This window comes from Pseudomonas sp. UMAB-08, from assembly GCF_900095225.1.
In the GTDB taxonomy this organism is placed as follows: domain Bacteria; phylum Pseudomonadota; class Gammaproteobacteria; order Pseudomonadales; family Pseudomonadaceae; genus Aquipseudomonas.
Genome location: NZ_LT607415.1, coordinates 461,195 through 472,887, shown reverse-complemented (window position 1 = coordinate 472,887; position 11,693 = coordinate 461,195). Strand labels below are relative to the sequence as shown.

The window sequence follows — 11,693 nt, the reverse complement described above, 5'->3', positions numbered from 1 at the left end:
CCTTTAACGAAAAAGTGGGCCGCTCCAATAAGAGCGGGCCCGAGATATTACAGATTGAGCAGCGCGGCGACTACGGCCTCGCCCATTTCCTGCGTACCTACCTTGGCGTTACCGATCGACCAGATGTCGCCGGTACGCAAACCTTGATCCAGTACCAGGCTCACAGCCCGTTCGATCGCCTCAGCAGCAGCCAGCTGATTGAAGCTGTAACGCAGCATCATCGCGACCGACAGAATCGTTGCCAGCGGGTTGGCAATGCCCTGCCCTGCGATGTCTGGAGCCGAGCCGTGGCAGGGTTCGTACATGCCCTTACTGTTGGCATCCAGCGACGCCGAAGGCAGCATGCCGATAGAACCGGTGAGCATCGAAGCCTCGTCGGACAGAATATCGCCGAACAGGTTATCGGTGACGATCACATCGAACTGCTTGGGTGCACGCACCAGCTGCATCGCCGCGTTGTCGACGTACATGTGGCTCAGCTCGACGTCAGGATAATCCTTGGCGACCTGTTCGACCACTTCACGCCAGAGCTGGCTGGATTCCATGACGTTGGCTTTGTCCACCGAGCACAGTTTCTTGCCGCGCAGCCGGGCCATGTCAAAGCCCACGCGGGCGATACGGCGGATTTCGCTCTCGCTGTACGGGAGCGTGTTGTAACCCTCGCGCTCGCCATTGTCGAGGGTGCGAATGCCCCGTGGCGTACCGAAGTAGATACCACCGGTCAGCTCACGAACGATCAGGATGTCCAGGCCCGACACCACTTCCGGTTTCAAGGTGGACGCTTCGGCCAATTGCGGATACAAAATGGCTGGCCGCAGGTTGCCGAACAGTTTCAGCTCGGAGCGAATCTTCAGCAGGCCTTTTTCCGGACGAATAGCACGGTCCAGCGTGTCCCATTTCGGGCCACCAACCGCACCGAGCAGCACAGCATCGGCAGCGCGGGCGCGGGCCAGGGTTTCATCGGCCAAAGGCACGCCATGCTTGTCGATGGCCGCGCCACCAATCAAGTCATGGCTGAGCACGAAGCCCAACTGAAACTTGTCATTGGCCAATTCCAGCACCTTGACCGCTTCGGCCATGATTTCCGGACCGATACCATCACCTGGGAGAATCAGAATCTGCTTGCTCATGCTTTCCTCAATCCATTTAAACGGCGCGTGATCGTGCGCCTGCAAAAGAACCATCGCCGCTTTTATAATTGTTTTATAGAAGCAACAAGACTAACGCTCCGCCCACAACACCAGCACATCGGTGCTGAAGGAGCCGTCATCAGTGATTTCAAAATAATCGCGCACTTCTGCGCCCATTGCCTGCTGCAAATCACGAATCGCAACCCGCAACGTCTGCGGCGTACGCATACGCTCGACCCATGAACTGTATTCCAGGTGCAAGCGCTGGCGGCTGTGACTGCGGGTGAATAACCCGGCCTCGCTGACGTGGCGCAACCACTCACCCGCAGAATAGTCGCGTACGTGGCTGGTGTCGCGCAGCACTTCAACACTTTGCAGATACGTATCAAACAGCGGGCTGCCCGGCGACATGACGTCAATAAACGCCGCAACGCCGCCCGGTTTCAGCACACGTCGCACTTCACGCAGGGCCAGGCCCAGATCGCTCCAGTGATGCGCCGAGTAACGGCTGAACACAAAATCGAACTCGCCGTCCTCGAACGGCAGGCGCTCGGCGGCCCCGCATACCGTTTGCACGTTGCTCAGACCACGCTCAACCGCTGCGCTGGCGACCACGTCGAGCATCTGCTGCGACAGGTCGTAAGCCACCACCTCGCCCACCGACGACGCCACGTTAAAACTCACATGACCGGCGCCACAGCCCAGATCCAGCACGCGCGCATCGCTACGCCCGGCCACTTCGGCCTGTAGCAACGCGAACTCGGTGCCTTGAGCATGCACAGCACTGCTCAGATAGGCCGCAGCCTGTTCACCGAATTGACGCTGGACGACTTGGGTGTGCGCGGTGTGGGTCATCATGGAGTTCCTTAATCGGTTTCGACTGTCAGGACGCTATCGCGGGCAAGCCCGCTCCTACAAGGACGGTACGCATTCTGCAGGAGCGGGCTTGCCCGCGATCAGCTTGACGCGGTCTATTAATCAGTCGCGAAACAACCACGGCTGGCTGGTGCGATGCATGCTTTCGAAGCGGGCAATCGCCTCGCCATCCATCAGCGTCAGACCAATGTCGTCCAGGCCATTGAGCAGGCAATGCTTGCGGAACGCATCGATCTCAAAGCTCAAGACTTTACCGTCAGGACGGGTCACGGTCTGCGCCACTAGATCAACATTCAATTGATAACCCGGCGTGGCCTCGACCTGTTCGAACAGCTCATCGACCTCCGCATCGCTGAGGATGATCGGCAGCAAACCGTTCTTGAAGCTGTTGTTGAAGAAGATGTCGGCATAGCTCGGCGCGATGATGCTGCGAAAGCCATATTCTTCCAGCGCCCAAGGTGCGTGTTCACGGCTGGAACCGCAGCCGAAGTTCTCGCGAGCCAGTAAAACGCTGGCGCCTTGATAACGCGCGTTATTGAGCACGAAATCCTTGTTCAACGGACGCTTGGAGTTGTCCTGATACGGCTGCCCCACATCCAGATAGCGCCACTCGTCAAACAGATTAGGACCAAAGCCCGTGCGTTTGATCGACTTGAGAAACTGCTTTGGAATGATCTGGTCGGTGTCGACGTTGGCACGATCCAAAGGAGCGACGAGGCCGGTGTGCTGAGTAAATGCTTTCATGCTGGGCTCCTTAGTGTTGGATCAAGTCACGAACATCGACGAATCGACCGTTGACCGCCGCCGCTGCCGCCATGGCAGGGCTGACCAGGTGAGTACGGCCACCGGCGCCTTGACGGCCTTCGAAGTTACGGTTGGACGTGGACGCGCAATGCTCGCCGGACTCCAAACGGTCCGGGTTCATCGCCAGGCACATCGAGCAGCCCGGTTCACGCCATTCGAAACCGGCCTCGATGAAAATCTTGTCCAGCCCTTCTTTTTCCGCCTGCGCTTTCACCAGACCCGAGCCCGGCACCACGATAGCCTGCTTGATGGTGGAAGCGACTTTGCGGCCTTTGGCGATCTCCGCCGCGGCACGCAAGTCTTCGATCCGCGAGTTGGTGCAGGAGCCGATAAACACACGATCCAGCTGAATGTCAGTAATCGCCTGATTGGCGTGCAAGCCCATGTACTTCAACGCGCGCTCGATAGAACCACGCTTGACCAGGTCGGTTTCTTTGGCCGGGTCCGGCACGTTTTGATCAACGGCCAACACCATTTCCGGTGAAGTACCCCAACTGACTTGCGGCTTGATCTGCGCGGCATCGAGCTTGATCACGGTATCGAAGGTGGCGTCGGCATCGGACACCAGGTCTTTCCAGGCTTCAACAGCCAAGTCCCACTCCGCACCTTTAGGGGCAAACGGACGACCCTTCACGTAAGCGACCGTTTTTTCATCGGTCGCCACCAGGCCCACGCGAGCGCCGGCTTCGATGGACATGTTGCAGATGGTCATGCGCCCTTCGACGGACAGGTCGCGAATCGCGCTGCCTGCGAACTCGATAGCATGACCATTGCCGCCAGCCGTGCCGATCTTGCCGATAACAGCAAGAACGATGTCTTTGGCCGTGACGCCGAACGGCAATGTGCCTTCGACCGACACCAACATGTTTTTCATTTTCTGGGCGACCAGGCACTGCGTCGCGAGCACATGCTCGACCTCGGACGTACCGATGCCATGGGCCAACGCGCCAAACGCGCCGTGAGTCGAGGTGTGCGAATCGCCGCAGACCACGGTCATGCCCGGCAGAGTAGCGCCTTGCTCCGGGCCAATGACGTGAACGATGCCCTGACGCGGGTCATTCATCTTGAATTCGGTAATGCCATATTCATCGCAGTTGTCGTCAAGGGTCTGCACTTGCAGGCGAGACACTTGATCGACGATGGCCTCGATCCCGCCTTTACGCTCCGGTGTGGTCGGCACGTTATGGTCTGGGGTGGCAATGTTGGCATCGATCCGCCATGGCTTGCGCCCGGCCAGACGCAGGCCTTCGAAGGCTTGCGGCGAGGTCACTTCGTGAATGATGTGACGGTCGATATAAATCAGCGCCGAACCGTCGTCGCGCTGTTTGACCAAATGCGAATCCCAGAGCTTGTCGTAGAGCGTTTTGCCGGCCATCAGACGTTTCCTCATCAGCTTGTTTCTATGCCGGTTATTGATGACGTGGCTCAATAACCCTTTGGCTTGTGAGGCCGATCCTATGGGGTATGATTAAATAACTCAAATTCATATTTTTTATGCTTTGGATAACCAATTGGAATCCTAAAATGGATCTAGCCAATCTCAACGCGTTTATTGCCATTGCCGAGACGGGAGGCTTCTCAGCGGCAGGGGAACGTTTGCATCTGACCCAGCCAGCGATCAGTAAACGAATTGCCGGTCTGGAGCAGCAACTCAAGGTTCGGCTGTTCGACCGACTGGGCCGTGAAGTCAGCCTGACCGAGGCGGGTCGGGCACTGCTGCCCAGGGCCTATCAAATTCTGAGCGTGCTGGACGACACTCGCCGGGCATTGACTAATCTCAGCGGCGAGATCAGCGGACGGCTGACCCTGGCGACCAGCCACCACATCGGCCTGCATCGCCTGCCGCCCTTATTGCGCGAATTCACGCGGCGATACCCCGAGGTCGCGCTGGACATCCAGTTTCTCGACTCGGAAGTGGCCTACGATGAAATCCTCCATGGGCGCGCCGAACTGGCGGTGATCACCCTCGCTCCGCAACCGCATACGCTGGTCAAGGCGGTAGTGGTCTGGGACGACCCCCTGGATTTCGTCGCAGCCCCCGAACATCCTTTGGCCAACAGCGGCGCTGTAAGCCTGATGGATATAGCGCGCTACCCAGCGGTGTTTCCCGGCGAAAATACATTCACCCATCACATCGTCAGCCGCCTGTGCGAAGCTCAAGGCCTGAAACCCAATATTGCCATGAGCACCAACTATATGGAGACCATCAAAATGATGGTATCCATTGGCCTGGCCTGGAGCGTCTTGCCACGCACCATGCTTGATGATCAAGTGGCGCGCATCCCTTTGCCGGGCATTCAGCTTACTCGCCAGCTAGGCTACATCGTGCACACTGAACGGACGCTATCCAATGCCGCACGAGCGTTCATGGCATTACTGGATGCGCAAATAGCGTAGTTTCCGAGCTTAAAAATGCTAAAAAAAATCAACGTCTTCGCCCACTTCCTCAAGGCTTGTTGACCGATGCCAAAAACAGCAGACAGCCTCCTAATCCCGGCATTTGACCCGGTCACTGACTCTAGCGAGTCGGAAAAACGCTTTGAGACTTTGTATAACCTCAGTCCCAATGTCGTCCTTCTGACCCGGCTGGAAGACGGCATGATCTGTGAGGCCAATCGACATTTTGAAAGCCTGCTGGGCTGGCCAATCAAAGATATTCTGGGCCGTACCAGCGTGGAAATCGGGCTGTGGGCTGTTCCGGCACAACGTCAACAGATTCACGACATGGTCAAGGGCGAACCCAAACCGATCACCCTTGAGGTGCAGTTGCACGCCAGCAATGGCCGGGTTCACGATGGCACGCTGTGCGCACAGAAGATCGTACTGGACAACTGCGCCTATCTTCTCAGCACTTTTCTGGATAATACCGAACATAAGCGTGCCGAACTGGCCCTCAAAGAAAGTCAGGAGCGCCTGGACCTGGCACTGGATTCGGCGCAATTGGGTACGTGGGACTGGCACATCCCCACCGGCATGTTGTACGGGTCAGCCCGCGCGGCGCAGTTGCATGGCCTGGCGCCGGAGCCTTTCCACGAATCATTCGATGCCTTTTTCGAGGGTGTGCCCGGCGAAGATCGAGACCACATGCGTCAGGCCTATCGCAGCCTGCGCGAAGGCCCTGCGGGCAATTATCAGATCACCTACCGCATTCAGCTGGAGAACGGCACTTCGCGCTTTCTCGAAAGCCGCGCCCGCCTCTACCGTGACGCAAACGGCGACCCGCTGCGCATGGCCGGTACGTTGCTGGACATCACCGATCAGGTCGAGCGCGAGCAACGCCTGACCAGCTCCGAGGAGAAATTCGCCAGCCTGTTTCAAGCCAGCCCCGACCCGGTGTGCGTCACCCATTTCGAGACGGGTCAATTCATCGAGATCAACCCCAGCTTCACCCAGACATTTGGCTGGAAAGCCGATGAAATCATCGGCTTGAACGTTACAGACATCAGTTTTTGGGCTGACCCGTTAAAACGCCAGCAACGCAACCAGCAAATCATCCGCGACAAGGGCCTGGACAATCTCGAGGTGCTGCTGAAGAACAAGGAAAGCGAACTGCTGACCTGCATCATCTCCAGCCGCCTGATCGTGGTCGACGAACAACCGTGCATCGTTACCACCCTGCGCGACATCACCCAGCAGCAACGTGCCGAAGCGGCGCTCAAGGCCAGCGAAGAGAAGTTTGCCAAAGCGTTCCACTCCAGCCCCGACGCCATCACCATCACCGAGCGCGATTCGGGTCGTTACCTTGAGGTCAACGACGGTTTCTGCCGGTTGACCGGCTACACCTGCGAAGAGGTGATAGGACGCACGGCCTACGAGGTGGGCATCTGGGCTGAACCGACGCAGCGCAGCCTGATAATCAGTGACTTACAGGAGCAAGGCCGTGTCCATCACCGGGAAATGCTGGCACGCAATAAAAATGGAGACATGCTGACGGTTGACGTGTCGGTGGAACCCATCACCCTGAATGAAACGCCGTGCCTGCTAATGACTGCCCGCGACGTCAGCCAACTGAAGAACGCTCAGGCGCAGATCCAGCACCTGGCCTACCACGACCCGCTGACCGACCTGCCCAATCGCGCGTTGCTGATGGATCGCCTAAGCCAGCAGATTGCCCTGCTCAAGCGCCACAACCTGCGTGGCGCGCTATTGTTTCTCGACCTCGACCACTTCAAGCACATCAACGACTCTCTCGGTCACCCGGTCGGCGACAGCGTATTGAAGGTCATCACCGCACGCCTGGAGGCCAGCGTGCGCACGGAAGACACCGTGGCGCGTCTGGGCGGCGATGAATTCGTGGTCCTGATCACCGGACTGGAAGGCACGCGGGCCGAAGTCACCCAGCAGGTGCGCGGCCTGGCTGACACCCTGCGTGAGCTACTGGCAGAGCCGATGTTCCTCGACGGTCAACGTCTGCAGGTGACACCGAGCATTGGCGTGGCCTTGATCCCCGATCACGGCTCAACCCCGGCTGACCTGCTCAAGCGTGCGGACATTGCCCTGTACCGGGCCAAGGATTCCGGGCGCAACACCACACAACTGTTCCACAGCACCATGCAGAAAGCCGCCAGTGAGCGCCTGAGCCTGGAAAACGATTTACGCCTGGCTCTGCCGCGCGGCGAGTTCAGCTTGCACTACCAGCCTCAGGTGGACGCACGAGACAACCGCATCGTCGGTGCCGAAGCATTGCTGCGCTGGCATCATCCGCAATTAGGCGCAATGGCACCGAGTCACTTCATTCAGGTGCTGGAAGAAAGCGGAATGATTCTGGAAGTCGGCAGCTGGATTCTTGATGAAGCGTGCAAGGCCGGCGGGCAGCTATTAAGGGAAGCATTGATCGACGCGGATGATTTCAGCATGTGCGTCAACATCAGCCCCCGGCAGTTTCGCCAGACTGACTTCGTCGAACGCGTCGAACGTAGCCTGCGCGTTCATCGCCTGCCCAGCCGGCTTCTCAAGCTGGAAATCACCGAAGGCATCGTGATCCAGAACCTGGACGACACCATCGCCAAAATGCGCCGTTTGAAGAAAATGGGCGTCAGCTTCGCGATGGATGACTTCGGCACGGGTTACTCGTCGCTGACCTATCTCAAGCGCTTGCCGGTGGACGCGCTCAAGATCGATCAATCGTTCGTACGCGACGCAACCACTGACCCCAACGACGCCGAAATCATCCGCGCCATCGTGGCCATGGCCCAAAGCCTGAACCTGGCAGTGATCGCCGAAGGCGTGGAAAAACCGGAACAACTGAGGTTTCTAGAGCAACTGGGCTGCCATCTGTATCAAGGCTACCTGTTCAGCGAGGCGCTGCCGCTGGAGGCCTTTATAAAGATGCTGAGTCAGGAACAAGAGCTGTGAGTTTGGCCCCATGAGGCCATAAACAAAGAAGGCGCCGATCAGGGCGCCTTTTCTTGAGCAAGAATGATTTCAAGCCGCCTCGCTGCGGACAAACCCAATCAACTGTCCGATGCGCTCGCAATCGGTCTCACGCCGCAGGGTGTTAAACAGCGTTGTCGCCTCGGGATAGCTTTTGGTCAGCAGTGCCAGCCATTGCTTCAAACGGCCGGGTGCCTGAATCGGGGTCATTTTGTTCAACGCCTGCTGCCAGAAGTCTTGCAGGAAGGGCTGCAGTTGCGTCCAGGTCATCTCGACCACGTCTTCGCCCGCCTCGGCAGCCGCAATTTGCCGGGCCAGATCAGGGCGCGCGACCAACCCGCGACCGATCATGATGTCTCGGGCGCCACATATTTCCCGGCAGCGTCGCCAGTCGTCAACGGTCCAGATTTCGCCGTTGGCCACGACCGGGACCTTGACCACTTCCTGGATACGTGCGATCCATTCCCAGTGCGCTGGCGGCTTGTAGCCATCAACCTTGGTCCGGGCATGGACCACGATCTGCCCTGCGCCACCGTCGGCCAGTGCACGGGCGCAATCGAGAGCACCCTCCGGGCTTTCATAACCCAGACGCATTTTCGCCGTCACCGGGATATGTGCAGGCACAGCGCGCCGCACATGGTTGACGATGCTGTGCAGCAACTCCGGCTCTTTGAGCAGGATCGCACCGCCACGGGAACGATTGACGGTCTTGGCCGGGCAACCGAAGTTCAGGTCCAGCACGGGGGCGCCCAGTTCACAGGCATAAGCTGCGTTTTCGGCCAGGCACACCGGATCGGAACCCAGCAATTGCAGGCGCAAAGGCACGCCTGCGGCGGTCTTCGCCCCCTGGTGCAACTCCGAGGCGTATTTGTAGAAGTAGTGGGCCGGCATCAGGCGCTCGGACACACGAATGAATTCGGTCACGCACCAATCGATGCCGCCAACCTGAGTCAGCACATCGCGCAGGATGTCGTCGACCAACCCCTCCATGGGCGCCAAGGCAATTTGCATGGGTCACACTCGAAAAAAAGTCCGGCAGTTTACGGGGCGTCCGCCAGATTGGAAACGCTTATGCGCCGTTTGGTTTCAGGCTTGCGGGTTGACCAACGCCGGACCATAGCCTTCGATGAACTCGGCGGGCATACGTTTGGGTTTGCCGCTGGACAGCTCGATGCAGACGAAGGTGGTTTGCGCGCGCAGCAATGTCAGACCGTCACTGGGCCGCTTCAGCTGAAAACGGCGGGTCATCTTCAGGCGTTGATCCCAATCGACGATCCAGGTTGCCAATTGCAGCTCGTCGTCTTCGTAGGCGCTGGCCAGGTAATCGATTTCATGCCGGACCACGGCCATGGCCCGATCGATTCGACGGTATTCGCTCAAATCCAGGCCAAGCCGTTGTGAATGTCGCCAAGCGCAACGCTCCAGCCAGGTCACGTACACCGCATTATTGGCATGCCCCAGCCCATCGATGTCTTCTGCCGCCACACTCAGGTCAATGACGAATGGCGTTGCCAGATCCCAGCTCATGCTCGCTCCTTGATGCGTGCCCCAACGTGGAGAGCAACTCGCGAGCAGTGTAACGGAAGCTCAGGCAGATTGGCGCTGCGGGTGTGCTCTGCCGGCCAGCAACGCCAGTACGCCCTCGATCACCTTTGGATCGGCCAGCACCCGCTGGTGTCCGCCCTGTTTGAGGCGCAACAAGCGGCTGTCAAACCAGGCATCGTGGATCCGTTGCGCTTCGTCCACCGGCACCATGAGGTCATCCTCTGCATGCACAATCAAGCCCGGCACATTCAACTCATAGCGGCTGACATCCAGCGCAGACGCCGCCATGCCCACCTCGCGTTCGAACTGCCTGATGAACGAAGAGCGCGCCACAGGCGGCAATCCAACCCGATGCGCAAAACCACGCAGCACACCCAATAGGCGGCTTGGCGCGGCAATGCTCACCAGGGTTTCGCTGCGCAGGCCCATCTGAGTCGCCAATAGCACGCTGGCGCCGCCCATGGAATGGCCAATCACGGCTTTGAGCGGAGGAAGCTCTGCGGAGGCTTCCAGCAGCGCCCTGGCAAACAACACCACATGAGCCTCACGACCCGGGGACTGCCCATGGCCCGGACCGTCAAGCGCCACAACGGTATAACCCGCAGTGACCAAGGCCTCTATCAGGCTGGCGAATTGAGTTGGGCGCCCTTCCCAGCCATGCATGAGCAACACCGTAGGTCCCGCCCCCCAACGCAAGGCGGAAAGACCGAAGCGCAAGGTCACGCGCTCGGCACGGGCCAGGACTGGCAATTCCCAGTCAGACGGCAATCGATGCTGCGGGGTAGTGAACGCCAGATGCATTTTTGCTGCCACCAGCCTGGGTGCCAGCCGACCCAAGGTGCCATTGACTCCGCGAACCCAGCCTAAACTGCTCATCGCTTCTCTCCTGCAAACTCACTGCGTTGCGTTGTGTGTTTTAAATCCTGGCACTGCAAACAGCGTTCATCACAGTACCGCCGACTTTGCGGCCCGGAGCACCCGATCAGACAGTTCGCACGGGCCTAAAGCGCGCGCCAGGGCCAGACCACCGGTCATCAATGCCACGTCCGCCAGGACCTTGTCGGCGTCCTCAGGGCTGTCCGCCAATTGCGCCACCATCAATTCCACATGCTCGGCCAACACCGCACGAAAACCGTCAGGCAGACGCGACAGCTCACCCACGGTTGATGGCAACGGACAGGCATGCTCAGTAGCGTCCCGATGCTTACGCGACAAATAGAAGGCGGCGACCAGCGCTCGGCGCTCATCGCCAGCCAAGTGCTCGTCAATTTGCGCCATCAGCGCCCTGCGCTGGCTGAGCAATTGACTGAAGGCCTCCAGCATCAAGGCGTCCTTGCTTTCAAAGTGCGCGTAGAAACCACCCACCGTCAGGCCTGCGGCGCCCATTACGTCGCTGACACTCGGCTCAACCGGTCCCTGCTGGATCAGCGCAGAGCTGGCGGCCTGAAGAATACGCTCGCGGGTTTGCGCCTTTTTATCGTTCATGCTCGCCTCCAAATATTATGGAAATAATATTATTCTCATAATAATTATTGGCAAGCAGATTGTCATGCCGCCGGTCGGCAGGATGAATGCGCTACAGCGCAGGAAGGGATTGATGGAACATACGGCAGGAGGGATAAAACGCAGCACAAAAACAAAAGGGCCATTCAATAATTGAATGACCCCTGGTCCCGTAGAACGGGTAATCGTGGCGTCCCCTAGGGGACTCGAACCCCTGTTACCGCCGTGAAAGGGCGGTGTCCTAGGCCACTAGACGAAGGGGACGCAAAACCTTCTATACAACGTGATCAGACTGAGTCTGATCGATTCAAGGCCTGCGTGGCCAAGCCTTGAACTGTACAATTTGGTGGAGCTAAACGGGATCGAACCGTTGACCTCTTGCATGCCATGCAAGCGCTCTCCCAGCTGAGCTATAGCCCCGGATTTTTCGCCTCGAGGCGGAGCAATACCTCGCGGCACTGC

9 protein-coding genes, 2 tRNA genes and 1 pseudogene are annotated in these 11,693 nt (G+C 58.6%); 2 read left to right on the top strand and 10 right to left on the bottom strand.

All coding sequences use genetic code 11. From position 1 onward, the window contains the following. Window positions 1-47: 47 nt before the first annotated feature. The 4 genes from leuB to leuC all read right to left on the bottom strand — a co-directional run bounded on the left by leuB (window position 48) and on the right by leuC (window position 4,185). Window positions 48-1,130, bottom strand: coding sequence for a 3-isopropylmalate dehydrogenase (gene leuB / locus K0F75_RS05265; protein WP_219060781.1), 1,083 nt, complete (start codon window positions 1,128-1,130; stop codon window positions 48-50). 90 nt (window positions 1,131-1,220) lie between these two features. Next, complete coding sequence (locus K0F75_RS05260) at window positions 1,221-1,985, bottom strand: class I SAM-dependent methyltransferase (RefSeq protein WP_219060863.1); 765 nt, start codon at window positions 1,983-1,985, stop codon at window positions 1,221-1,223. Between the two features lie 123 nt (window positions 1,986-2,108). Continuing rightward, on the bottom strand, window positions 2,109-2,750 hold the full coding sequence (gene leuD, locus K0F75_RS05255; protein ID WP_219060780.1) for a 3-isopropylmalate dehydratase small subunit: 642 nt from the start codon (window positions 2,748-2,750) through the stop codon (window positions 2,109-2,111). Window positions 2,751-2,760: 10 nt separating this feature from the next. Next, window positions 2,761-4,185 (bottom strand): 3-isopropylmalate dehydratase large subunit, encoded by a 1,425-nt coding sequence (leuC, locus tag K0F75_RS05250; protein WP_219060862.1) that lies wholly within the window; start codon window positions 4,183-4,185, stop codon window positions 2,761-2,763. Window positions 4,186-4,334: 149 nt separating this feature from the next. Between leuC and K0F75_RS05245 the strand changes: the two genes are divergently transcribed. Together K0F75_RS05245 and K0F75_RS05240 are read left to right on the top strand one after the other, a co-directional pair. Further along, a complete protein-coding gene (locus tag K0F75_RS05245) occupies window positions 4,335-5,207 on the top strand; it encodes a LysR family transcriptional regulator (RefSeq protein ID WP_219060779.1) in 873 nt (290 codons plus the stop codon). 129 nt (window positions 5,208-5,336) lie between these two features. Further along, window positions 5,337-8,165 (top strand): annotated as a pseudogene (locus tag K0F75_RS05240) (EAL domain-containing protein); the annotation flags it as partial. Window positions 8,166-8,234: 69 nt separating this feature from the next. Here K0F75_RS05240 and K0F75_RS05235 read toward each other — a convergent pair. From K0F75_RS05235 to K0F75_RS05210, 6 genes are all read right to left on the bottom strand, one after another. Next, complete coding sequence (locus K0F75_RS05235) at window positions 8,235-9,194, bottom strand: tRNA-dihydrouridine synthase (protein ID WP_219060777.1); 960 nt, start codon at window positions 9,192-9,194, stop codon at window positions 8,235-8,237. A 75-nt stretch (window positions 9,195-9,269) separates the two neighbouring features. Further along, window positions 9,270-9,710, bottom strand: coding sequence for a thioesterase family protein (locus K0F75_RS05230; protein ID WP_219060776.1), 441 nt, complete (start codon window positions 9,708-9,710; stop codon window positions 9,270-9,272). 60 nt (window positions 9,711-9,770) lie between these two features. Further along, window positions 9,771-10,604, bottom strand: a complete 834-nt coding sequence (locus K0F75_RS05225) for an alpha/beta fold hydrolase (RefSeq protein WP_219060775.1) — start codon at window positions 10,602-10,604, stop codon at window positions 9,771-9,773. Window positions 10,605-10,673: 69 nt separating this feature from the next. Further along, window positions 10,674-11,213, bottom strand: a complete 540-nt coding sequence (locus K0F75_RS05220; protein WP_219060774.1) for a TetR/AcrR family transcriptional regulator — start codon at window positions 11,211-11,213, stop codon at window positions 10,674-10,676. 206 nt (window positions 11,214-11,419) lie between these two features. Then, window positions 11,420-11,495 (bottom strand) — tRNA-Glu (locus K0F75_RS05215). 80 nt (window positions 11,496-11,575) lie between these two features. Then, window positions 11,576-11,651: transfer RNA gene (locus K0F75_RS05210), tRNA-Ala, on the bottom strand. Window positions 11,652-11,693: the final 42 nt, after the last annotated feature.

Bases quoted from the DNA above. Each gene is read 5' to 3' on its own strand.
- leuB (WP_219060781.1), bottom strand. From the start codon at position 1,130: ATGAGCAAGCAGATTCTGATTCTCCCAGGTGATGGTATCGGTCCGGAA.
- K0F75_RS05260 (WP_219060863.1), bottom strand. From the start codon at position 1,985: ATGACCCACACCGCGCACACCCAAGTCGTCCAGCGTCAATTCGGTGAA.
- leuD (WP_219060780.1), bottom strand. From the start codon at position 2,750: ATGAAAGCATTTACTCAGCACACCGGCCTCGTCGCTCCTTTGGATCGT.
- leuC (WP_219060862.1), bottom strand. From the start codon at position 4,185: ATGGCCGGCAAAACGCTCTACGACAAGCTCTGGGATTCGCATTTGGTC.
- K0F75_RS05245 (WP_219060779.1), top strand. From the start codon at position 4,335: ATGGATCTAGCCAATCTCAACGCGTTTATTGCCATTGCCGAGACGGGA.
- K0F75_RS05235 (WP_219060777.1), bottom strand. From the start codon at position 9,194: ATGCAAATTGCCTTGGCGCCCATGGAGGGGTTGGTCGACGACATCCTG.
- K0F75_RS05230 (WP_219060776.1), bottom strand. From the start codon at position 9,710: ATGAGCTGGGATCTGGCAACGCCATTCGTCATTGACCTGAGTGTGGCG.
- K0F75_RS05225 (WP_219060775.1), bottom strand. From the start codon at position 10,604: ATGAGCAGTTTAGGCTGGGTTCGCGGAGTCAATGGCACCTTGGGTCGG.
- K0F75_RS05220 (WP_219060774.1), bottom strand. From the start codon at position 11,213: ATGAACGATAAAAAGGCGCAAACCCGCGAGCGTATTCTTCAGGCCGCC.